We start from the raw sequence: 23,434 nt of genomic DNA on the forward strand, positions 1-23,434 counted from the left end.
GGTGCCGGACTCCACGTTACCTGAGAGAGGATTCAGGTCTCAAGGCGGTTATCGAATCGAAATGCTCGGCGGCGCTACTCGCGGAGCCGGACGAGCAGCACGTGACCGGTCTCCTCGAGCTCGGCGATCGCCTCGCGTTCCTTGAGGAAGTCGGAGAACGACCGGAAGCCCAGCGCCTTCTCGCTGAAGGAGGGGTCCATGCGCCGCATGTGGGTCTTGACCGCCGAGCTGTGCAGCCACTCGGTGTCGTCCTTGTCATGGCCGAGCCGCAGGGCGCGCTCGAGCAGGCGGGTGGCGACCTCCTGCGGATCCTCGACAGGCTCCTCCGGCGCTGCCTCGACCTGCGGGGCGAGCGCCGCGACGGTCTGCGAGGAAGCGCGACGGTTGGTGCGCTTGGGCGGCGACGCCGGACCGAGCGCCTCGATGAGCGAGGCCTCGATGTCGGCGGGTGCCGGCGCGAGCGGCGGCGCTTCAGGGTCGAGCTTGGGGGCGGAGTCGACGGCCGCGGGCTCCGAAGCGCCGGCGGGCGCGGCGTCCGCCGTCGGCGTCTTCGTGGAGACCCGGCGACCGCCCGCGCGACGCTTCGCGGGCGCCGCCTCCACGGGCTCGGCCGCCGCGTTCTCCGCCGCGGCCGGGAGCGCGGCATCACCGTCGGCAACACCGGCATCGGATGCCGGGGCCTCCGCAGCCGCGGCCTCGGCGGCCGTCGCAGCCGCGGCACCCTTCGACCTCGATGATCTCGCCTTCGCGGCGGGCTCCTTCGCTCCGGATTCCTTGGGCGCCGACTCCTTCGGCGTTGCACGGGCGGCCGGCTCCTTGACGGGCGGACGCTGCACGCGAGGAACGCCGGGCAGTGAGTCGTAGGCCTCGAACTCGTCGCACGCCGCGGCGAGGGACTTGGCGGTGGATCCCGCCACCCCGATGCCGACGACGTACCGCCCGAGGCGCTTGCAGCGCTGGGCAAGGGGCACATAGTCCGAATCGCCGGCGACGATGACGACGTGCGTGAGGTCGGGTAGGCGGAACATGTCCTCGACGGCGTCCACGGCGAGACGGATGTCGGCGCCGTTCTTCGCGTACGCGGCAGCCGGAAAGAGCTGCACGAGGTCGACGGCGCGGGCGACGAGCTGGCTGCGGTAGACGGCGTTGACGGGGGAGGACCAGTCCGCGTAGGCGCGCGTCAGCACGAGCGTGCCGAAGGACGCCGCGTAGTCGATGATCGCGCCGACGTCGATGGTCGCACGAGAGAGGCGGTCGGCGATCTCCGGGTCGTTCGGCGTCTCGAGGATCCGCTGGCGGTCACGCCCATAGGAGTTGCGGCCGTGGACACGGTCGTACCAGGAAATGACGATGTTGTCGAAGTCGAGGTAGACGGCCACGCGGGCGTTCTGCGAGTCGGGCATTACTCCAGTGTGACAGGCGGTGCTGCCGGGGGAGGCGCTGACGGGCCGCGGTCAGCGACCGCCCGGGTACACCAGACCGATCTGCCGGCGGATCTCGTCGAGGGTGCCCATGATGGCGACGGTCTCATCGATCGGCAGGATGTCGCCCGCGAAGTTCCCCTCGGCCACCAGTCGCTCGGCGGCCAAGGCCTGGTACTGCATCCCTCGGCTCTCGACATCCGATTCATACGACTCGAGCACCGTGCCGTCGGGTGCCACGACGCGGAAGGACGTCGGGCTGTACCAGACGGAGTCGATGTCGATGCGTGCATCGGTGCCGAGCACCGTGGCCGTGTTCGGACCGCGTGTCACCGATGAGGAGAGCGTGGTCGCCAGAGCGCCGCGGTCGTACGTGAAGATCGTCGCGACCTCGTAGTCCACTCCCGTCGGCCTGAGCCGCGCCGACGCCTGCACGGTGGTCGGGGCGCCGAGCACGTCCCAGGTGAAGGAGATCGGGTAGATGCCGAGGTCGAGCAGAGCGCCGCCACCGAGCTCGATGGCGTTGAGGCGATGCGAGGGATCATCGGTGACCTTCTGGGTGTGATCGGCGATCACGGCGCGCACCTCGCCCAGCACGCCGGAGGCGAGGATCTCGCGGATGCGCACCATGTGCGGCAGGTACCGGGTCCACATCGCCTCCGTGGCGAGCAGCCCCTTGGCGGCGGCGAGGTCGCGGATCTGCGCGGCCTCGGCGGCATTGAGCGTGAACGGCTTCTCGACCAGCACGTGCGTGTCGTTCTCGAGCGCGAGCATCGCGTTCTCGGCGTGCATCGGGTGCGGCGTGGAGACGTACACGATGTCGACGTCGGGGTCGGCCACCAGAGCCTCGTACGAGGGGTAGGCGCGCGGGATGTCGAATTCGGCCGCGAACGCGTCGGCCCCCTCCTGCGAGCGGGAGCCGACGGCGATCAGGTCGATGCCGGCGGCTCGCAGGTCGCGCGCGAAAGCATGGGCGATGCCGCCCGTGGCCAGGATGCCCCAGCGAAGTCCACTCATCGTCGAAGCGTAGCGGGGTCAGGCGACCGGTCGTGGCGCCTCGTCCGAGACGCCGCAGATGAACGCGAGGATGCGCAGCGCCGTGTCCTGCAGCACGGGCCCGTGACCGAAGGACCAGTCCGCGTCGACCGCACGCAGAGTGTGCCCGGAGAGGACGGCTCGGATCTCCAGGGGCGCGGCGCCCGTCCGGTAGAGCACCACCGCGCCGATGGTCCTGGGGTCCACCTTCGCGGCGACGCCGATGTCCCTCGCCAGCTCGAGCTGTGCGGTGACGGCACGGGAGAGGGCGCGCACCGGGCGCCGCTTTCCCTCCCGCACGCGGTGCGCGAGTTCCCGGAGATCGCCGGTAGGGGCTTCGGCCGCAAGGCCGGCGCGCTCGGCGAAGTCGCGCCCCAGGTCCCGGTCGCCGAGGAGCATGGTCTCGGTCGCCTCGATCACGTCCGCCAGTGCCGCCCGCCGGTCCGATGTGACGCCTGATTCGTCGCCGATGGCGCGTTGCGACAGCGGGAAGAAGCGACCGAGGTCGGACATGTCCTGAGTTTATGCCGAGGCGGCCATGTGACGCGATGTGACAGCCGCATCCGCGCCCCACGCGAGCTTCGGAACGATGTGACGTCACATTGCCGGATGGCCGACATGCGGCGTTTGTGACCATAATGGGCTCGAACGGGATGTGACCGTGCACACGGACGTGGAGGCCGACATGAGCGACGCCGGGCGCGGGCGACCCCCCAGCATCCGGGACGTGGCGCGCCTCGCGGGCGTCTCGCACCAGACGGTGTCCCGCGTGCTGAACGACCACCCCAGCATCCGCGCCGCGACGCGGGAGCGCGTGCTCGAGGTCATGCAGGATCTGCAGTACACGCCGAATCGCGCCGCGCGGGCCCTCGTGACCAGCCGGTCCCAGACGATCGGGGTGCTGTCTGCCTCGTCGGCCCAGTACGGGCCCGCATCCAGCATCGCGGCCATCGAATCGGCCGCCCGGGACCAGGGCTACTGGGTCACCGCCGCCAACATCGACGCATCCGACCCTGGTTCGATCGGCGCGGCGCTCGCGCACCTGACCGCCCAGTCGATCGACGGGCTCGTGATCATCGCGCCGCAGGTGCGCGTGTTCCGCGCGATCGCCGCCATGCACATCGACGTTCCCTACGTGACCCTGCAATCGACGGAGCTCGACGAATCACGCGCGCTCTCGGTGGACCAGATCGCAGGCGCCCGCGCGGCCACGCGTCACCTGATCTCGCTCGGGCACCGCTCGATCTACCACCTCGCCGGACCTCAGGACTGGATCGAGGCCGAGGCGCGGATGCGCGGATTCCTCGAGGAGATGAGTGCCAACGACGTCCCCACGACGGCGCCGATCCTGGGCGACTGGACGGCGGAGTTCGGCTACTACGCCGGTCGCGAGCTGCTCAGCGTGCGCGACTTCACGGCGATCTTCTCATCGAACGATCAGATGGCCCTGGGGCTGATCCATGCCATCCGCGAGGAGGGGCTCGACGTGCCGCGCGACATCAGCATCGTCGGATTCGATGACATCCCGGAGGCGGCCCACTACTGGCCGCCGCTGACGACGGTCCGCCAGGACTGGACCGAGCTCGGGCGCCGGTGCGTCGCGCTGCTGCTCGGCGGCGCCGCGGGGGCGTCGGTGGGTGCGCGGCAGACGATCGTGCCGGAGCTGATCGTGCGCCGGTCGACCGCCCGCGTCGGCCTCTGAAACGGGGCCGTTACGAATCCGAGACACGCGCCGCTTGACACCCGGCCCTGCAGTCCGAGTACCATGACCCAATGTGAACGGTCACATGGGCGGCGTTCCGCCCGACCGATGCACAGCAGGAGCCACCGGCCCATGAAGGAGTGATCCGTGCCCGTTCGCAACGACGCGCAGCAAGCTTGTCCCGCACCCGGGTGCGGGCATCCGCTCGCCACGGCCCTGGTCATCGGGCGCGCCTCGTGAGCTCGTACGGACCGAAGATCGAGGTCGCCATCGCGCGCGTCCGCGCCGACGTCGCCGCGCTGCACTCCGAACTAGTGCGCTACGGGCTGATCGTCTGGACCGGCGGCAACGTCTCCGGCCGCATCCCGGGAGCCGACCTGTTCGTCATCAAGCCCTCAGGCGTGTCGTACGACGATCTGGCCCCCGAGAACATGATCCTGTGCGACCTCGACGGCAACGTCGTGCCCGGTACGCCCGGGAGCGAGCGATCGCCGTCGAGCGATACGGCTGCGCACGCCTACGTGTACCGGAACATGCCCGACGTCGGGGGAGTGGTGCACACCCACTCGACCTTCGCGGTGGCCTGGGCGGCTCGGGGCGAGGAGATCCCGTGCGTGATCACGGCGATGGCCGACGAGTTCGGCGGCCCGATCCCGGTGGGCCCCTTCGCGATCATCGGCGACGACTCGATCGGGCGCGGCATCGTCGAGACCCTCACGGGGCATCGCTCGCGGGCGGTGCTGATGCAGAATCACGGCCCCTTCACGATCGGCACATCGCCGAAGGATGCGGTCAAGGCGGCGGTCATGGTCGAAGACGTGGCACGAACCGTCCACTACGCCCGTGAGGCGGGGCCTCTGATCTCGATTCCGCAGGACGCGATCGACAGCCTGTACGACCGCTACCAGAACGTCTACGGACAGAGCGCGGACGAGCGCCGATGAGCGCCACGATCAGTCCGGACGCGACTCCTCCCGACGCGGCCGCCGAGCGCGAAGCGGTGCGCGATGCCATCCTCGCGGGGCGCACGTCGCTCGGCATCGAGTTCGGCTCGACCCGTATCAAGGCGTGCCTGATCCTCGAGGACCGACCCACCGGCGTGCTCGCCGTTGGAAGCCACGAGTGGGAGAACGAGTTCGTCGACCGGATCTGGACGTATTCGCTCGATGCCGTGTGGACCGGCCTGCAACGCGCGTACGCCGATCTCGTCGCCGACGTGGCGGAGCGCTACGGCGTGCGTCCCGACACGTTCGGCGCCATCGGGGTGTCGGCGATGATGCACGGCTACCTCGCCTTCGACGCCGACGGGGAGGCCCTTGTGCCGTTCCGCACGTGGCGCAACACGACCACCGCGACGGCGGCGACCGAGCTGACCGACCTGTTCGGCGCCAACATCCCGCTCCGCTGGTCGATCGCGCACCTGCACCAGGCGATCCTCGACGAGGAGCCGCACGTCCCGCGGGTGCGGTTCTTCACCACGCTCGCCGGCTACGTGCACTGGCGCCTCACGGGACGCAGGGTGATCGGCGTCGGCGACGCGTCGGGGATGTTCCCGATCGACGCCGCGACGAACGACTACGACGCCGGGCTGCTCGGCCGGTTCGACGACCTCGTCGGGGAACGACTGCCCGTGGACGGCGTGCGCGAGCTGCTGCCCGAGGTGCTCGTCGCGGGGCAGCGCGCCGGAGAGCTGACGCCGGAGGGGGCCGCCCTGCTCGACGCCTCCGCAACCATCCGCCCCGGCATCCCGCTCTGCCCACCGGAGGGCGACGCCGGCACGGGAATGGTGGCGACCAACTCGGTCGCACCGCGCACGGGCAACGTCAGCGCGGGCACCAGCATCTTCGCCATGGTGGTGCTCGAGCGACCCCTGCAGCGCGTGCATCACGAGCTCGACGTGGTCACGACTCCCGCCGGCGATCCTGTCGCGATGGTGCACTGCAACAACGGTGCCAGCGAGCTGGCGGCCTGGACCGGCCTGTTCGGACGGTTCGCCGCGGCCGCAGGAACCCCCGTCGAAGCGGACGACGTCTTCGAGGTGCTGTTCCGCGAGGCGCTCGACGGCGAGGCGGATGCCGGCGGCCTGCTCGCCTACAACCACCTCTCCGGTGAGCCGATCGCTGCGTTGGCCGAAGGACGGCCTCTGTTCGTCCGCACGCCGGAGAGCCGCCTGACCCTCGCCAATTTCATGCGCGCGCAGCTCTACGGCGTCTTCGGCACTCTGAGCCTCGGCATGAGAGTGCTCGACGAGGAGGGGGTGGCCATCGACCGGATGTTCGCCCACGGAGGCATGTTCCGCACCGCGGGCGTCGCCCAGCGATTCCTGGCCGGTGCACTCGACGCGCCCGTCGCCGTCGCCGAGACGGCGTCGGAAGGCGGCGCGTGGGGCATCGCCGTGCTGGCCTCGTACCTGTCGTCTTCTGCCGACCTCGACCTCGGCGCCTACCTCGATACGCGCGTCTTCGGCGAGGCGGAGTTCGAGACCGTCCGGCCGAGCGCCGAAGACGTCGCGGGGTTCGCCGCCTATCTCACCCGTTACCGCGCCGGACTCGCGGTGGAAGCCGCTGCCGTCCAGGCGCTGTGAAGCACCCGTCCGTGACACCACGAAGGAATCTCTGATGACCCGCACTCCGCTGAACACGACCCTCGACCCGTACGAGGTCTGGTTCGTAACCGGCAGCCAGAACCTCTATGGCGAAGAGACCCTGCGCCAGGTGGCGGAGCAGTCCAAGGCGGTCGCAGACGGACTGGCCGGCCTGCCGGTCAAGGTGATCTGGAAGCCCGTCCTCAAGGACTCCGACAGCATCCGCAGGCTCGCGCTCGAGGTGAACGCACGCGACGACGTTCTCGGCGTGATCGCATGGATGCACACCTTCAGCCCCGCGAAGATGTGGATCGCGGGACTGGATGCGCTGCAGAAGCCGCTCCTGCACCTGCACACGCAGGCGAATGTCGAGCTGCCGTGGGCCGAGATCGACTTCGACTTCATGAACCTCAACCAGGCGGCGCACGGCGACCGCGAGTTCGGCTACATCCAGACCCGGCTCGGCGTCGCGCGCAAGACGGTCGTCGGGCACGTGTCGAATCCGGATGTCGTGGCTCAGGTCGAGACCTGGCAGCGCGCCGCGGCCGGCTGGGCCGCGTCGCGGTCGCTCAAGCTCGCCCGCTTCGGCGACAACATGCGCTATGTCGCCGTCACGGAGGGCGACAAGACCGAGGCCGAGCTGCGGTTCGGGGTGCAGGTAAACACGTGGGGCGTCAATGAGCTCGCCGACGCGGTGGCCGCGGCATCCGATGCCGAGGTGGACGCGCTGATCGATGAGTATCTCGTGGCCTACGACGTGGTTGCGGACCTGCGACCGGGCGGAGCACGCCACCAGTCGCTGCGCGACGGCGCCGCCATCGAAGTCGGCCTGCGCTCGTTCCTCGAGGAGGGCGGCTTCGGTGCCTTCACCACGAGCTTCGAAGACCTCGGTGCGCTCAAGCAGCTCCCCGGTCTGGCCGTGCAGCGCCTCATGGCCGAGGGCTACGGCTTCGGTGCGGAGGGCGACTGGAAGACCGCGATCCTGGTGCGCGTCGCCAACGTCATGGGCGCCGGCCTACCCGGCGGCGCGAGCCTGATGGAGGACTACACCTACGACCTCGTGCCGGGCAACGAGCGCATCCTCGGCGCGCACATGCTGGAGGTCTCGCCATCGCTCACGACGGCCAAGCCGACGCTCGAGATCCACGCCCTCGGCATCGGCGGCAAGGAGGACCCCGTGCGACTGGTGTTCACCGCCGACCCCGGCCCGGCCGTCGTCGTGGCGATGAGCGACATGCGCGACCGCTTCCGGCTCGTCGCGAACGTCGTCGAGAACGTCGAGGCTCCCGACCTGCCCAAGCTTCCCGTCGGACGCGCCGTCTGGAAGCCGCAGCCGGACTTCGCCACCAGCGCCGCCGCATGGCTCACCGCGGGAGCCGCACACCACACGGTTATGACCACGTCCGTCGGCATCGACGTCTTCCGGGACTACGCCGAGATCGCCAAGACCGAGCTCGTCGTCATCGACGACAGCACCACCCTCAGAGACTTCCAGCGGGAACTCCGCTGGAACCAGGCCTACTACCGGCTCGCCCAAGGGCTCTAGCCGACCAGGCCGAAACCCGAACATCGCTACCAAGACGACGATGTCCGTTACACGAAAGGAAACACAGTGAAAGCCAAGAAGACACTGCTCGCGGTGGTTGCCGCGGGTGCGCTGTTCCTGTCCGCCTGCTCCGGCGGCGGAGCTTCCGGCGGCGACGCCGGTGGCGATGGTGGCGGAGACGGCGGCCTGATCGGCGTCGCGATGCCCACCAAGAGCTCCGAGCGCTGGATCCAGGACGGCAACGCCGTCAAGGAGCAGCTGGAGGAGCAGGGCTACACCGTCGACCTGCAGTACGCAGAGGACGACATCCCCACCCAGGTCTCGCAGGTCGAGAACATGATCACCAAGGGCGCCGAGGCGCTGATCATCGCGGCGATCGACGGAACCACGCTCTCCCAGGTGCTCGACGACGCGGCTGCCGCCGACATCCCCGTCATCGCCTACGACCGACTGATCCGCGACTCGGAGAACGTCAACTACTACGCCTCGTTCGACAACTTCCTGGTCGGCCAGCAGCAGGCGTGGTCGGTGCTGAACGGCCTCGGCCTCGCCGAACTCGACGGAACGGCCATCGAGGGCGCGCCTGCGGGCCCGTTCAACATCGAGCTCTTCGCGGGTTCGCTGGATGACAACAACGCGTTCTTCTTCTTCAACGGCGCGATGGACGTGCTCCAGCCGCTGATCGATGACGGAACGCTCGTCGTCAAGTCGGATCAGACCGACATCGAGCAGGTCGCCACACTCCGCTGGGACGGTGAGACCGCACAGAGCCGCATGGAGGACATCCTGACGGCGAACTACTCCGACGGCACCACCGTCAACGCGGTTCTCTCGCCCTACGACGGCATCTCGCGCGGCATCATCTCCGCGCTCACCGACGCCGGCTACAGCGTCGGCGAGGGGTGGCCGGTCATCTCCGGTCAGGACGCCGAGATCGACTCGGTCAAGGCCATCAACTCCGGCGAGCAGTTCGCCACCATCTTCAAGGACACGCGCGAGCTCGCCGCGGTGGCCGTGGACATGGCGGTTGCGCTGCTGAACGGCGAGGAGCCCGAGGTCAACAACACCGAGGACTACGACAACGGCGTGAAGGTCGTGCCGTCGTTCCTGCTCGACCCGGTGATCGTGGTCAAGGACAACATCACATCGGTCCTGGTCGACAGCGGCTACTGGACGCAGGAAGAGATCGACGGCTAAACACCGTTCGTCACCGACAGGGTCGGGCAGCGGGAAGGCCGCGTGTCGCGGCCGTGCAGGGAGTACGCTCCCCACACGACGCGACACGTGGCACCCGCCGCCCGACCCCGTCACCCGCACTGAAGCAGGAGGCACCATGACCGAGCACATCCTCGAGATGCGCGGCATCACCAAGACGTTCCCCGGCGTCAAGGCACTCTCCAACGTGAGTCTGGGAGTGGAGCGGGGCGAGGTCCACGCGATCTGCGGCGAGAACGGCGCAGGAAAGTCGACGCTCATGAAGGTCCTGTCGGGCGTGTACCCGCACGGCACGTACGAGGGTGACATCGTCTTCGAGGACGAGGTCGTCGAGTTCAAGAACCTCACCGACAGCGAGGCGAAGGGCATCGTCATCATCCATCAGGAGCTGGCGCTCAGCCCGCACCTGTCCATCGCCGAGAACATCTTCCTCAACAACGAGCAGAAGGGGCGAGGCGGCCTGATCGACTGGAACAAGACCAACTTCGAAGCCGGCAAGCTGCTTGCGCGCGTCGGTCTGCGGGAGAACCCCACGACGAAGATCCAGAACATCGGAGTGGGGAAGCAGCAGCTCGTCGAGATCGCCAAGGCACTCTCGAAGCGCGTCAAGCTTCTGATCCTCGATGAGCCCACCGCCGCGCTGAACGACGAGGACTCCGATCATCTGCTCGATCTGATCCTGCACCTCAAGGGCCAGGGGATCACGTCGATCATCATCAGCCACAAGCTCAACGAGATCAAGAAGGTCGCCGACTCCGTCACGGTCATCCGCGACGGCAAGACGATCGAGACGATCCCGAAGTCCGAGGTCACCGAGGACCGGATCATCCGCGACATGGTGGGGCGCGACCTCGAGCACCGGTACCCCGACCACACGCCCGACATCGGCGAGGAGCTGCTTCGTGTCGAGGACTGGACGGCGTACCACCCGCAGGATTCGACGCGGGTCATGGTCGACAACGTCTCGATCCATGTGCGGGCGGGTGAGATCGTCGGCATCGCCGGGCTGATGGGGGCCGGCCGCACGGAGTTCGCCATGAGCCTGTTCGGGCGCAGCTACGGATCCAAGATCTCGGGAAAGGTCTTCCTCCGCGGCAAGGAGATCAAGACGCGCACGGTCTCGGAGGCTATCGACAACGGCCTCGCCTACGCGACGGAGGATCGCAAGACCTTCGGACTGAACCTCATCGAGGACATCAAGCGCAACATCTCGATGGCTTCGCTGAAGAAGCTCGAATCCGGCGGGCTCGTCAACGACAACGAAGAGTTCAAGGTCGCCAACGAGTACCGCAAGGAGCTGAACATCAAGGCACCGAGCGTGCTCGTGAAGACTGGGAAACTCTCGGGCGGCAACCAGCAGAAGGTCGTGCTGTCGAAGTGGATCTACTCGGACCCCGAGGTGCTCATCCTGGATGAGCCCACGCGCGGCATCGACGTCGGTGCCAAGTACGAGATCTACGGGATCATCAACCGGCTGGCGGCCTCCGGCAAGGGGATCATCGTGATCTCCTCCGAGCTGCCCGAGCTGCTCGGCATATCGGACCGCGTCTACGCGATCTCCGAGGGGCGCATCACGGGCGAGCTTCCCGTGGAGGAGGCCACACCCGAGGCCGTTCTCAAGCTGATGACAATGGAGAAGCCCCGCTGAGCGGCGGCACGAGGAGCAACATGACCAATACAACCGAATCCACCGCCGTCGGATCCAACATCAATCCGACCGAGAACAAGTTCACGAACTGGCTCAGCCATGTGCTGGCCGACCTCGGCAAGAACGGCATCTTCATCGCCCTGATCGTGGTGGTGCTGCTGTTCTCCGTGCTGACCAACGGCATCCTGCTGCGCCCGCAGAACATCTCGAACCTGGTCGTGCAGAACGGCTACATCCTGGTGCTCGCGATCGGCATGGTGATGGTCATCATCGCCGGCCACATCGACCTCTCGGTCGGCTCCGTCGCCGCCTTCGTCGGAGCGTGCTCCGGCGTCTTCGCGGTCAACTGGGGACTGCCGTGGTGGCTCGCGGTGGTGCTCTCGCTCGCAATCGGTGCGCTGGTCGGCGCGTGGCAGGGCTTCTGGGTCGCCTATGTCGGCATCCCGGCCTTCATCGTGACCCTCGCGGGCATGCTCATCTTCCGAGGGCTCGCCCTCGTGGTGCTGGGCAATGCGAACATCGGCTCTTTCCCGACGGAGTACCGTGGACTGGGGAACGGGTTCATCACGGGCTGGTTCGGCGAGACGGATCCCGATCTGTTCACGCTGGCTGTCGGGGCCGCGGCGATCATCCTGCTGGTCGTGCAGCAGCTGAGGACTCGCGCCGGCCGAGCCAAGTACGGCCAGGAGGTCGAGCCGCTCACCTGGTTCGTCATCAAGCTCGTGCTCGTCGCGGTGGCCATCGGGTTCCTCACGTTCGCGCTCGCGAGCTACAAGGGCATTCCCGTCACGCTGATCATCCTGGCGGTGCTCGTGCTCGTCTACGGCATCGTGATGAACCGCACAGTCTTCGGGCGCCACATCTACGCCATCGGCGGCAACCGGCACGCGGCCGAGCTGTCCGGCGTGAAGACGCGTCGCGTGGACTTCTGGCTGTTCGTGAACATGGGCTTCCTGGCGGCCCTCGCCGGCCTCATGTTCACCGCGCGGCTGAACCTCGCCGGCCCCAAGGCCGGAACCGGCTTCGAGCTGGAGGCCATCTCGGCGGCCTTCATCGGTGGAGCGGCGGTGCAGGGCGGCGTCGGCACCATCGGCGGCGCGATCATCGGTGGTCTGATCATCGGTGTGCTGAACAACGGAATGTCGATCATGGGCATCGGCATCGAGTGGCAGCAGGCCGTCAAGGGTCTGGTGCTGCTGCTCGCGGTCGCGTTCGACGTCTACAACAAGCGCCGCTCGGGCGGTCGCTGACCGTTCAGGCCGGCGCGGCGACGTCGCAGGCGGAAAGAAGGGCCGAGGGGGTTTCCCTCGGCCCTTCTTGCTGTGCGGATCCCGCTGGCTAGGTTCGCGCTCCTCCGCCGGAGCGCAGTCGCGAGAGCGCGTCGACGGTCGCGGCGAGGATGAGGACGGCACCGGTGACGAGCAGGTTGACGCCGGCCGGCAGGTTGAGCAGCGTCATAACAATCCGGTAACCACTTACAGTGCTGTAAGTGTTCGGACGAGCCTCATGTCATCGCGGTAAGCGCTCGCCCCAGATCTGCCACGATGTCGTCCGCATCCTCCAGCCCGACGGAGAGCCGGACGGTGGTGGAGGTGATCCCCGCATCCGCCAGCTGCGACTCGGTCATATGGCTGTGCGTCATGGACGAGGGGTGCGCGACGAGGCTGCGGGCATCGCCGATGTTCGCCACCAGGCGCACGATCCGCAGCTGCGCGATGAAGGCCTCGACACGGGTGAAGTCTTCGTCGGCGTCGCCGGTCGCATGCAGATCGAAGGCGAAGACGGATGACGCGCCACGGGGCAGGTAGGCCTGGCCGAGGTTGTGCCAGGGGCTCGCCGGAAGTCCCGGGTGATGCACGCGCGCGACGCCCGGATGCTCGTCCAGGAAGCGGGCGACGGTGAGCGCCGTCGCGCTGTGGCGCGACATCCGCAGATCGAGGGTCTCTATCCCCTGCAGCAGCTGGAAGGCGTTGAAGGCGGATAGCGAAGGACCCAGGTCGTGGACGTACTTGGTCTTGACGAGGGCGATGTAGGGCGAGCCGGTGGCGCCGAAGCGATCGACGAGACTGCCGCCGGGTACCCGCGCGTACTCGGCGGTCAGTTGAGGCCACCGTTCGCGATCGGCGGAGAAGTCGAAGGTGCCCAGGTCGACGACGGCCCCGCCGAGCGAGGTTCCGTGGCCTCCGAGGAACTTGGTCGCCGAATGCACGGAGATGTCGGCGCCGAACTCCTTCGGCCTCTGCAGGTAGGGTGTCGCCACGGTGTTGTCGATGACGAGGGGGACCCCCGCGGCGTGCGCGATGTCGGCGACCGCGCGAACGTCGAGCACCTGGGCGAGCGGATTCGTCACGGATTCGGCGAAGAGGGCACGCGTCTCCGGGCGGATGGCGTCCCGCCACGCCCGCTCGTCATCCTGGTCGACGAAGGTGACGGCGATTCCCCAGTCGACGAAGGTGTCCTGCAGCAGGTCGATCGTGCCGCCGTAGAGCTGCTTGGCGGCGACGATGTGCTGACCCTGCTTGGCCAGTGCCAGCAGCGCGAGGGCGACGGCGGCCTGACCCGATGCGACGCCCGCCGCGGCGATGCCGTCCTCGAGCGCCGCGACGCGCTCCTCGAACACGAGCACCGTCGGATTCGCGGCGCGGCTGTAGATGTTCCCGTCCCGTCGGAGGGCGAAGAGGTCTCGAGCGTCGCGCAGCGACGCGAACTCGAAGGCGTTCGACTGGTAGATCGGCGGCACGGCGGTGTTCTGCGCGATCCCGGGGGTGAAACCCGCCTGGACCTGCGCCGTGGCGAACGCGCGGACGGCGGGGTTCTCGGGCATTCGTCCATTGTCCGGGCCGCGCGCCCCCGCGCCGTGTCCGTGTTTCGAACTGTTGCGGGCCGCCCCTTGGCGCCGGCGCGCCGGACGGGGGCACGATGGGCGGCGAGGGTGAGGGCGTGAGGGTCAGGGAGTGAGGGTGACCTTGCCGTCGGCACCCGCCTCCACGGCGCGGTGCGCCTCGGCGGCGTCGGTAAGGGCGAAGCTCGGCCCCAGTTCGACGGAGAAGGCGCCCGCGGCCATCAGCGCGAGGGACACCGGCATCGCCTCGGCTCGCCATGCGAGCTGCTGAGGGGTGAGGGGGGTCGGGTTGCCGCCGGAGAAGGCCCGGATGCCCCAGCCGGCGGCATCCCGCCCGCGCACCACCGTCGCGATGCGGGCGCGGTCATGCAGCAGCTCGAGCGAGGCCTCGATGGCCTCGTCGGTGCCGGCCGCGTCGAGGATCACCGTGACCCCTTGCGGCGCCGCTTCGCGGACGCGGTCGGCGAGGCCGTCGCCGTACGGCACCGGGGTGGCGCCGACGGAGCGGACCCGGTCGGCTCGGCGGTCGCTCGTCGTCGCGATCACCGTCGCACCCCACAGCACCGCGTACTGGATCGCCGCCTGGCCGACCGAACCCGATCCGGCGTGCAGAAGCAGCGTGTCACCTGCGCCGACTCCGAGCGATCGCAAGGTCTGGTAGGCGGTGCCGACGGGGATGCCGAGCGCGGCGCCCTCCGCGGCCGACACGGTCTCCGGCCGGGGGTAGGTCTTCGACGCGTCGACGACGACATCCGTGGCGTAGGCGCCGTTCGCGCCGAAGAACGCCACGGCATCGCCCGGACGGAAGCCGTCGACGCCATCGCCGACCGCCGTCACGATCCCCGCGCCGTCGGCCCCGACCCGCCGGGGTTCTTCGATCGGGCCCGATGCCCGCAGCCCCTGGCGGATCTTCCACTCGATCGGGTTGACGCCGGCGGCCTCGACCCGCACAGCCAGCTGCCCAGCCGCCGGTCGGGGATCGGGCACCTCGGTGAAGGACAGGACCTCCGGTCCGCCGAACTCGGTGTACGTGATCGCGTGTGCCATGTCTCAAGGCTAACCGCGGAGCGCCCCGGCGCTGACCCCGCGGAGCGCCCCGGCGCTACTCCCACAGAGCGCCCCGGCGCTACTCTCGACAGAGCGCCCCGGCGCTACTCCCCGCGGAGCGCCTTCGTGATGCGCTGCACAGACACGGCCTCGGCGGTGCCGAGTCGTTGCGCGAAGAGGCTCACGCGGTATTCCTCGAGCAGCCAGCGGGTACGGAGGAGAGCCGGCGCCGCGTCGACGGGCAGCGGGATCACACCGCCGGCTTCGGCAAAGGCGGCGGCAGCCCGCTCGAACTCCGTCATCCATGCACGGTCGCGACCCGGATTGTCCGAGAGACCCTGCAGGCGCACGAGGGCACCCTCCAGGTAGCGGGGCAGCTGCGCGAGCCGCGCGACGCCGGTCTCGGACACGAAGCCCGGGAAGATCAGCCCCGACAGCTGCCCTCGCACGTCGCCCAGGGCACTGAGCAGAGCCATCGAGGTGCCGGCCTTCAGCGCCCTCTCGACATCCCGGGCCTTCGTCAGCACCTTCGCGACGAGCGACACGCAGGCGAAGAGCTCGTCGACGATCCCGACCGAAACGGCGTCGCGCACCCGTGCGAAGTCGTCCGGGTTCCTCACGATGCCCGTGGGAGCCACCCGGGCGATGATGGCATCCGCGACGGCAACCCGGCAGTCCTCGATCAGGACGCGGCCGGAGGGGTACGGGGACGTCGCCAGTGCGAGCTTCTCGGCCGAGGTCAGGTGCTCCTGCACGTACGCGGTCGGCGAGGCGACGGCCAGCAGCACCAGCCGCCGCACACCGGCGCGGGTGACACGCGCCGCGGCATCCGGCGTGGACTCCACCCGAAGCGCGACGCTCGTGCCCTCGTCGACGAGCGCGGGATAGCCGCGCACGACGCCTCCGGCGACCCTCGTGTCGACGATCTCGGGCAGTTCGCCGATGTCCCATGTCGTGATGCCTGCGCGCTCGGCGGGAGGGCGCGCGGCGGCGACACGGTCGGCTCCGGATGCCGGGGCCGGCCGCTCGCCGGACGCGGCGCGTTCGATCGACGAGGCGACGGAATCGCGGGCGCGCGCGGAGAGACGGTCCTGCAGCACCGGAAGATCGCGGTCGTTGCCCGCGGCGCGTCCCCTCCCGTCCACGGCGCGGAACGAGGGAAGCAGGTGCCCGGGCACGCGCTCGAGTTCGAAGTCGGACGCCGAGACCTTCTGATTCGCCACACGCTGCACGAGCCGGGCGAGGGCCTCGGTGAGCGTCTGCGGGGGGAGTCCCTCATGGTCTTCGGGGCCCTGCCCGGCGAGCTCTTCGGAGAATCTCGCCGCCCAGTCCGCGGCCGGCACGACGTGGCGCCGGATGGGCTTCGGCAGCGCCCGGAGCAGTCCGGTGATCAGCTCGTCGCGCATCCCCGGCACCTGCCAGTCGAAGCCGTCGGGGCGAAGCCCCGCCAGCAGCGGCAGCGGCACGACGACGGTCACGCCGTCATCCGGGGCCCCCGGCTCGAATCGGTAGGCGAGCTGCAGGGTCTGATCGCCCTGGCGCCAGCGGGTCGGGAAGTCGCGTGCGTCGGCGCGTGCATCGTCAGCGACCAGGTCGGCCTCGCGCATCGTGAGCAGCTTGGGCGTCTTCGCCTCGGCATCCCGCCACCACCGCTCGAAGGAGCGCACGTCGAACACATCGGCGGGGATTCGTGCGTGGTAGAAGTCGAACACCGCCTCGTCGCCCACCAGGATGTCGCGGCGGCGCTCGCGCTCCTCGACCTTCTCGAGCCGTCGCCGCAGTTCATGATTCGCCCGCACGAAGGCCGTCAGGTTCGCCGGGAGGCGCGAGAGCTCCCAGTCACCCTCGACCAGGGCATGGCGCAGGAACAGCTCGCGGGCGCCCGCTCGGTCGATGCGCGCGAACTGGATGCGGCGGCGGGGGACGAGCTCGACCCCGAACAGCGTGACCTTCTCGAACGCGACGGCGGCGCCGGCGTCCTTGGACCAATGCGGCTCGCTCACCTGCGTCTTCGCGAGATCGCCCGCGAGCGCCTCGGCCCATGCCGGATCGATGGCCGCGACGGTGCGTGCATACAGCCGCGACGTCTCCACGAGTTCGCCGGCCATGACCGCGTGCGGCTTCTGCTTCTTGAGCCCCGACCCGGGGAAGATCGCGAACCGCACGCCGCGGGCGCCGATGTACTCCGCGCGGTCGCGGGTGCCGCGCGCGGCGGGTCCCCGATTGGCACCGGTCGCCGCGCTCGCCGCGGCACGCTCATCCAGCAGTCCGATGTGCGAGAGGAGGCCCGCGAGGATCGCCTTGTGCACGGCGTCGGGGTCGGTCGTGCTTCCAGAGGCCGTGGAGGGCCCCTTCTGCTTCGGGGCGAGGGAGCGCACCTGCCGGTGGACGTCGAACCACTCGCGCACGCGGACGTAGTTGAGGTGCTCGCTGCGGCAGAGCCGCCGGAAGGCGCTCGAGCCGAGTTCGGCCTGCTTCTCCTGCAGGTGGTTCCAGAGGTTGAGCAGCGTCAGGAAGTCACTCGTGGGATCGGCGAACCGCGCGTGCAGCCGGTCGGCCTCCTCCCGTCGCTCCTCTGGGCGCTCGCGCACGTCCTGAATCGACATCCCGGCGACGATCGGCAGCACGTCGTGCAGGGTGCCGTTGGCCCCGGACTCCAGGATCATCCGCGCGAAGCGCGGATCCATCGGGAGGCGGGCGAGCTCCCGACCGATGTTCGTGAGGCGGGGGCCGTTGCCGATCCCTGAGCCTGTCGAAGGGGTCGACACGGCGCCGAGTTCCGTCAGCAGGTCGAACGCGGCCTTGACGCCGCGGGAGTCAGGGGGCGTGAGGAAGGGGAACTCCGTGATGTCGCCGAAGCCCAAGGCGAGCATCTGCAGGATGACGGACGCGAGGCTCGTCCGCAGGATCTCGGGTTCGGTGAACTCGGGGCGGCGGTCGAAGTCCTCCTCGGAGTACAAGCGGATCGCGATGCCGTCGCTGGTGCGGCCGGCGCGCCCGGAGCGCTGCTGCGCCGACGCCTGCGAGATCGGCTCGATGGGCAGTTGCTGCACCTTCGAGCGGTTGCTGTAGCGCGAGATGCGTGCGGTGCCGGTGTCGATGACGTACCGGATGCCGGGCACGGTCAGGCTCGTCTCCGCGACGTTCGTCGCAAGCACGACGCGCCGCCTGACTCCCGCGACCTTGGAGGGTTCGAAGACCCGGTGCTGTTCGGCCGCACTGAGGCGCCCGTAGAGGGGGAGCACCTCGGTGGGTGCGGCATCCCTCGCATACGCACCGCGCACCGCGTCCGCGGCATCCCGGATCTCGGCCTCGCCGGGGAGGAAGACGAGCACGTCGCCCTTCGACTCGCGATCGAGCTCCTGCAGCGCCGCGACGATGGCGTCGACATCGTCGGCGTCGGCGTCCTCGGGGCCCCGGTAGCGGATCTCGACCGGGTAGGTGCGACCGGACACCTCGATGATCGGGGCGTCCTCGCCTTTCGGTGCCGCGAAGTGCCGGGCGAATGCCTCCGGGTCGATCGTGGCCGAGGTGATGACCACTTTCAGGTCCGGCCGCTGGGGGAGGATTCGGCGCAGATACCCGAGCAGGAAGTCGACGTTGAGCGATCGCTCGTGGGCCTCGTCGATGATGATCGTGTCGTAGCGACGCAGCAGGCGGTCCCGGTGGATCTCGTTGAGAAGGATGCCGTCGGTCATGAGGGTGACGCGCGTGTCGTCGGTGACCTTGTCGGTGAAGCGCACCTTGTATCCGACGAGGCCCCCCAAGGGCACGTCGAGTTCGTCGGAGATGCGCTCGGCGATCGTCCGGGCGGCGAGGCGACGGGGCTGGGTGTGCGCGATGCGCTCGCGGCCCAGCTCGAGGCAGATCTTCGGCAGCTGGGTCGTCTTGCCGGAACCCGTCGCGCCGGCGACGATCACAACCTGGTGATCGCGGATGGCGCGCGCGATGTCCTGCCGCCGGGCGCTGACGGGCAGCTCCGGCGGATAGGTGATCAGGGGTGCGAGCGCGGGCATAGCCTTCCATCGTATGGCTCGAGATGGCTCCGAGCGCCGTCATAGGGTTGTCGTATGACGATTCCCACGCTCGCGATGAACTCCGGCTACGACATCCCGCAAGTCGGCTACGGCGTCTTCAAGGTCCCCGCGCACGATACGGAGCGGGCCGTATCCGAGGCGCTCGCGCTCGGCTACCGCCACATCGACACCGCCGCCGTCTACGGCAACGAAGAAGGGGTCGGCGCGGCGGTCCGCGCCAGCGGCATCCCGCGCGACGAGCTCTTCATCACGACGAAGCTCTGGAACGATCGCCACGAAGGCGACCAGCCCCGCGCGGCGATCGGCGAGAGCCTGGACAAGCTCGGTCTCGACCACGTCGACCTCTACCTCGTGCACTGGCCGACACCCGCCCGGAACAACTACGTGGAGGCCTGGCAGGGGCTCGTCGCGCTCCGCGACGAGGGGCTGACCCGTACGATCGGCGTCTCCAACTTCCTCGTGCCGCACCTGGAGCGCATCGTGGCGGAGACGGGGGAGACGCCCGCGGTCGACCAGATCGAACTGCACCCGACGTATCAGCAGCGCGAGGTCGTCGCGTGGGCCGCGGATCACGGCGTGCTGATCGAGGCGTGGGGTCCGCTCGGGCAGGGCAAGTACGACCTCGGCGCCATCCCGGCGGTGCGGGGCGCAGCGGACGCCCACCGCAAGTCGCCCGCCCAGGTCGTGCTGCGCTGGCACATCCAGAAGGGCAACATCGTGTTCCCGAAGTCGGTGCGGGTGGAGCGCCTGCGCGAGAACATGGACGTCTTCGACTTCGAACTCTCGGACGACGAGGTCACGGCGATCGACGCGCTCGATCCGGGCGACGGCTCGGGTCGAGTGAGCGCGCACCCGGACGAGGTGAACTGAACCCGCTTCTTCCGCGCTGAGCGCGGCTCTTCGGGGGTTTCGGCTCGGGCGAACCTGGGAGCCGGGGTTTCGATGTTCTCTCTGCGGCTACTCAAGTCTGCGCAAACCTCGGCGCAGACTTGAGCAGCCGAATCGTCGACAACGGCGCTGCCGTTCACAGGTTCAGGTCCGCCTCCTCTGTGTGAGGAACCTGCATTCATCCATCGGCCGATACAGAGATCGCCCCTTCCTGCACAGGGGCGCCATCGGATCGCGATTCCAAACCCGACGCCGGGGCAGACCCAGCGAGGCACCGGCCGCCGTACCTTCGTGCGATGCATCCCTTCGAGGTCATGGCCGAGCCCATCCGCCGCCGCATCGTCGAGATCCTCGCCGTCGGCGAGCATCCGTCCTCGATCATCGTCGACGTCATCCGGTTCGAGTTCAGCGTGACCTCGGCGGCCGTGTCCCACCACCTGCGGGTCCTGCGCGGAAAGCTGCCCGACGGTTTCACCCGCGCAACCCACAGGCGCCGCGACGCGCTGCGCGACGGCGCGTAGCCTTAGATCATGGCTTCGCGACTGGCGGACACCGTGAGCCCCTACCTGCGCGCCCACGCGGACAATCCCGTCGCGTGGTTTCCATGGGGCGCGGAGGCCTTCGCCGAAGCCGCACGCCGGGACGTGCCGGTGCTCGTCTCGATCGGGTACTCGACGTGCCACTGGTGCCACGTGATGGCGCGGGAGTCCTTCGCCGATGCCGACACCGCGGCGGAGATCAATCGCGACTTCGTCGCGATCAAGGTCGATAGGGAGGAGCACCCGGAGGTCGACTCCGCCTACATGGCCGCAGCGAGCGCGTTCACCCAGAACCTGGGCTGGCCGCTCACCGTGTTCACGACCCCGGATGGTCGCCCCTTCTACGCCGGCACCTACTGGCCGCCCCAGCCGCACCCGCCGATGCCGTCGTTCCGGCAGGTGCTCGCCGCCGTCCACGAGGCATGGAGCGAGCGCCGCGCCGATGTGGAAGGAACCTCCGCGCAGCTGGCCGAGGCCCTGGCCTCCCTGGGCGTGTCCCGGCGGGGAGCCGATGCGCTGCCCTCATCGGATGACCTGGCGATCGCCGCGGGGCGTCTCGCGACCCTCGAAGACGTCGAGTTCGGGGGATTCGGCACCGCAGGGTCGCGGCTGGACATCCCGAAGTTCCCCACGGTGCCCGCCCTGCGCTTCCTCCAGGCGCCCCTGATCGCTGAGACCGCGCCCGAGGCATCCGCCGTCGCGCTGCGCGCGCTCGATGCGATGATCGCCTCTCCGCTCCGCGACCCCGTCGACGGCGGGTTCTTCCGATATGCGACCCGCCGGGACTGGACCGTCCCGCACTTCGAGCGCATGCTGACCGACAACGCCGGGCTCATCGACGTCGCGCTCGACGCGGGCAAGGATGCCGTCGCGGCCGACATCGCACAGTTCCTGCTCGACACGCTGCAGCAGCCGTCCGGGGGTTTCGGGGCGGCGCAGGACTCGGAGTCCTGGATCGACGGAGAGCGCAGCGAGGGCGGCTACTACGCCCGGGATGCCGTGGACCGCGAGCCCCTCGAGCCACCGGCCGTCGACGGCAAGGTGATCACGGGCTGGAACGGACTGGCGATCGGCGCGCTGGCGCGAGCAGGGCTGCGCCTGGACGCCCCCGCCCTGCTCGACGGCGCCCGGCGCGCCGCGGATGCCGTGCTGGAGAGCAACGTCGCGCCCGACGGCCGGCTCATCCGCGCATCCCTCGACGAGATCCCCTCCCGCGCCCCGGCGACGATCGAGGACTACGGGCTGCTGGCCGACGGGCTGGCCGCCCTCGCCGCCGCCACGGGCGAGGTCGCTTACGCCGTGCGGGCGCGACAGCTCGTCGACGACATCGCGCCTCTCGTGCGGGCCGACGCGGGCGGTGAGGCCGTCGATGCCTCACGCGATCCTGTACTCGCCGCGCAAGGACTGCGCGCGCCCGCCGACGAGAGCGACGGAACCCACCCGTCCGGCCGCTCGGCGCTGGCCTCGGCGGCGGTCAGCCTCTGGCTCCTTGGCGCAGGGGAGTCGTACCGGGCGCTCGCCGAGACGCTCGTGCAGCAGGGGGCCGCGGCATCCATCGCCCAGCCCATGGCGCACGGGTCGCTGCTGCGGGTCGCGTGCTCTCTCGCGACGCCGCCGCGGCAGCTCGTCGTCGTCGGTGGGCCGTCGGACCCCCTCGTCGCCGCTGCGCGGCGCATGAGGACCGACGTCACGGCGATCGTTTCGGCTGCTGCGGCGTCGGCCTTCGCCCGGGCCGGGTTCGAGCTCTTCGAGGGCAAGGGGGCGGTCGGGGGAGTCGCTACGGCGTACGACTGCCGCTCGTTCGCCTGCCGCCTGCCGGTGACGGATGCCGCGCTGCTGGACGCGGCTGTGGAGAGCTGACGTGGGCGCGGTGACCGACACATAGGATGCTCGACGGGGAGCGGGGGAACATGGAACAGAACGCGGAGAGCAGCGGGTACTGGTACGGCGAGGATCACGACTCCCGCCGCCGGAGGGCCGTCATGCTGCTGCAGTCCTTCCGGCTCTACCGCGCCGCCGAGGCGGCGATGCGCCGGCGCACCCGCACCACGATGCACATGGGCGAGAACGATCTGCTCGCTCTGCGCTACCTGCTGAAGGCACAGCGCGAGGACCGGCTCGTCTCGCCGCACGAGCTGGCGCGCTATCTCGGGGTCTCCACCGCGTCGATGACGGCGATGGTCCACCGGCTCGAGGAGAGCGGCCACGTGCGACGAGAGCCGCACCGCAGCGACCGCCGCAGCGTGATCGTCGTGGCGACCCGGGAGACCGACGAAGAGGTGCGCCGCACGCTCGGCGAGATGCACACGCGCATGCTCGATGCCGTGATCGACATGTCGCCCGAGGAGTCGAGCACTGTGATCGAGTGCCTGACGCGCCTGCAGGCGGCACTGGATGCCGTACAGCCGGCCGATGCCCCGGACCCGGCCGATGCCCCGGACCCGGCGGATGCCGTACGTCAAGCGGATGCCTCGAACCCGGCCGAGGCCGCACCGGCGGCACGGCGCGCACCGCGCTCGACTTAGAAGCCGGCCACCACTCCGAAGGTGACGGCGAAGAGGATGCTCGCGGCGCCGGTGGCTGTGGCGGCGGCGAAGGCCACCCGGTCGAAGTGATCCCGCGAACCGCGGCGCACGACCATCCGTCGCTCGGACGCGAGCGCGGCCTTGGCCAGTGCGAGTTCATCGAAGCGGCCGAGGGGTTCGCCGTGCGCATTGACCGGCACGAATCCGTCGCGGACGCGGTCGATGCATCCGACGTACGAGCCATCGAGGTAGCCGACGGTCAGGTCGGAGCCGGACCGCACCCAGTGGATCCTGCGGGCGCGAGGGAGTCGATCGATCGACGGTGCGGTCATGTGAGCCTCCGGGTTCGGCTGACTGGTGCGCACTCTCAGCATGCGTCGCGCAGGAAATGCGCCCTGACCCCTT

General features: G+C 69.4%; 18 protein-coding genes and 1 pseudogene. 11 read left to right on the top strand and 8 right to left on the bottom strand.

What is annotated here, in order from left to right; translation table 11 throughout:
• Positions 1–74: 74 nt before the first annotated feature.
• The 4 genes and pseudogenes from ACLQ2Q_RS08615 to ACLQ2Q_RS08630 all read right to left on the bottom strand — a co-directional run bounded on the left by ACLQ2Q_RS08615 (position 75) and on the right by ACLQ2Q_RS08630 (position 2,969).
• Positions 75–836 carry an OST-HTH/LOTUS domain-containing protein gene (locus ACLQ2Q_RS08615; protein WP_425820557.1) on the bottom strand — a complete coding sequence of 254 codons (762 nt, stop codon included), beginning with the start codon at positions 834–836 and terminating at the stop codon, positions 75–77.
• A pseudogene (locus tag ACLQ2Q_RS08620) lies at positions 833–1,403 on the bottom strand (NYN domain-containing protein); the annotation flags it as partial. The pseudogene ACLQ2Q_RS08620 and the gene ACLQ2Q_RS08615, both read right to left, overlap by 4 nt.
• A 51-nt stretch (positions 1,404–1,454) precedes the next feature.
• The gene (locus tag ACLQ2Q_RS08625; protein ID WP_425820028.1) at positions 1,455–2,438 is read right to left on the bottom strand and encodes a Gfo/Idh/MocA family protein; all 984 of its coding nucleotides are present in this window, start codon (positions 2,436–2,438) and stop codon (positions 1,455–1,457) included.
• 18 nt (positions 2,439–2,456) lie between these two features.
• Positions 2,457–2,969, bottom strand: coding sequence for a hypothetical protein (locus ACLQ2Q_RS08630; RefSeq protein ID WP_425820030.1), 513 nt, complete (start codon positions 2,967–2,969; stop codon positions 2,457–2,459).
• 172 nt (positions 2,970–3,141) lie between these two features.
• Between ACLQ2Q_RS08630 and ACLQ2Q_RS08635 the strand changes: the two genes are divergently transcribed.
• From ACLQ2Q_RS08635 to mmsB, 7 genes are all read left to right on the top strand, one after another.
• On the top strand, positions 3,142–4,158 hold the full coding sequence (locus ACLQ2Q_RS08635; protein ID WP_425820558.1) for a LacI family DNA-binding transcriptional regulator: 1,017 nt from the start codon (positions 3,142–3,144) through the stop codon (positions 4,156–4,158).
• A 236-nt stretch (positions 4,159–4,394) separates the two neighbouring features.
• Positions 4,395–5,102, top strand: coding sequence for an L-ribulose-5-phosphate 4-epimerase (locus ACLQ2Q_RS08640; protein WP_425820032.1), 708 nt, complete (start codon positions 4,395–4,397; stop codon positions 5,100–5,102).
• Complete coding sequence (locus ACLQ2Q_RS08645) at positions 5,099–6,742, top strand: xylulokinase (RefSeq protein ID WP_425820034.1); 1,644 nt, start codon at positions 5,099–5,101, stop codon at positions 6,740–6,742. Before ACLQ2Q_RS08640 ends, ACLQ2Q_RS08645 begins: the two co-directional genes overlap by 4 nt.
• A 34-nt stretch (positions 6,743–6,776) precedes the next feature.
• Positions 6,777–8,288, top strand: coding sequence for an L-arabinose isomerase (araA, locus tag ACLQ2Q_RS08650; protein ID WP_425820036.1), 1,512 nt, complete (start codon positions 6,777–6,779; stop codon positions 8,286–8,288).
• A gap of 66 nt (positions 8,289–8,354) precedes the next feature.
• Entirely contained in the window at positions 8,355–9,485 is a 1,131-nt protein-coding gene (gene chvE, locus ACLQ2Q_RS08655) for a multiple monosaccharide ABC transporter substrate-binding protein (protein ID WP_425820038.1), read from the top strand.
• Between the two features lie 136 nt (positions 9,486–9,621).
• Positions 9,622–11,151: a multiple monosaccharide ABC transporter ATP-binding protein gene (gene mmsA, locus ACLQ2Q_RS08660; RefSeq protein ID WP_425820040.1), complete on the top strand. Its 1,530-nt coding sequence runs from the start codon at positions 9,622–9,624 to the stop codon at positions 11,149–11,151.
• 20 nt (positions 11,152–11,171) lie between these two features.
• Entirely contained in the window at positions 11,172–12,401 is a 1,230-nt protein-coding gene (mmsB, locus tag ACLQ2Q_RS08665; protein WP_425820042.1) for a multiple monosaccharide ABC transporter permease, read from the top strand.
• A 254-nt stretch (positions 12,402–12,655) separates the two neighbouring features.
• Here mmsB and ACLQ2Q_RS08670 read toward each other — a convergent pair whose 3' ends face one another.
• The 3 genes from ACLQ2Q_RS08670 to hrpA all read right to left on the bottom strand — a co-directional run bounded on the left by ACLQ2Q_RS08670 (position 12,656) and on the right by hrpA (position 19,056).
• Entirely contained in the window at positions 12,656–13,975 is a 1,320-nt protein-coding gene (locus ACLQ2Q_RS08670; RefSeq protein WP_425820044.1) for an O-acetylhomoserine aminocarboxypropyltransferase/cysteine synthase family protein, read from the bottom strand.
• Positions 13,976–14,098: 123 nt separating this feature from the next.
• Positions 14,099–15,040, bottom strand: a complete 942-nt coding sequence (locus tag ACLQ2Q_RS08675) for a quinone oxidoreductase family protein (RefSeq protein WP_425820046.1) — start codon at positions 15,038–15,040, stop codon at positions 14,099–14,101.
• Between the two features lie 104 nt (positions 15,041–15,144).
• Positions 15,145–19,056, bottom strand: a complete 3,912-nt coding sequence (gene hrpA, locus ACLQ2Q_RS08680; RefSeq protein ID WP_425820048.1) for an ATP-dependent RNA helicase HrpA — start codon at positions 19,054–19,056, stop codon at positions 15,145–15,147.
• A gap of 54 nt (positions 19,057–19,110) precedes the next feature.
• On the opposite strand from hrpA, the gene ACLQ2Q_RS08685 reads away from it, so the two are divergent.
• From ACLQ2Q_RS08685 to ACLQ2Q_RS08700, 4 genes are all read left to right on the top strand, one after another.
• Entirely contained in the window at positions 19,111–19,947 is an 837-nt protein-coding gene (locus tag ACLQ2Q_RS08685; protein ID WP_425820050.1) for an aldo/keto reductase, read from the top strand.
• A 314-nt stretch (positions 19,948–20,261) separates the two neighbouring features.
• Positions 20,262–20,486 carry a hypothetical protein gene (locus ACLQ2Q_RS08690; RefSeq protein ID WP_425820052.1) on the top strand — a complete coding sequence of 75 codons (225 nt, stop codon included), beginning with the start codon at positions 20,262–20,264 and terminating at the stop codon, positions 20,484–20,486.
• Positions 20,487–20,495: 9 nt separating this feature from the next.
• Positions 20,496–22,364, top strand: coding sequence for a thioredoxin domain-containing protein (locus ACLQ2Q_RS08695; RefSeq protein WP_425820054.1), 1,869 nt, complete (start codon positions 20,496–20,498; stop codon positions 22,362–22,364).
• A 50-nt stretch (positions 22,365–22,414) separates the two neighbouring features.
• Complete coding sequence (locus ACLQ2Q_RS08700; RefSeq protein ID WP_425820056.1) at positions 22,415–23,029, top strand: MarR family transcriptional regulator; 615 nt, start codon at positions 22,415–22,417, stop codon at positions 23,027–23,029.
• Here ACLQ2Q_RS08700 and ACLQ2Q_RS08705 read toward each other — a convergent pair.
• On the bottom strand, positions 23,026–23,361 hold the full coding sequence (locus ACLQ2Q_RS08705; protein WP_425820058.1) for a hypothetical protein: 336 nt from the start codon (positions 23,359–23,361) through the stop codon (positions 23,026–23,028). The two genes, ACLQ2Q_RS08700 and ACLQ2Q_RS08705, sit on opposite strands and share 4 nt — an antisense overlap.
• Between the last annotated feature and the right edge of the window lie 73 nt (positions 23,362–23,434).

The sequence above is a fragment of the Microbacterium sp. DT81.1 genome (assembly GCF_049844955.1).
GTDB lineage: Bacteria > Actinomycetota > Actinomycetes > Actinomycetales > Microbacteriaceae > Microbacterium.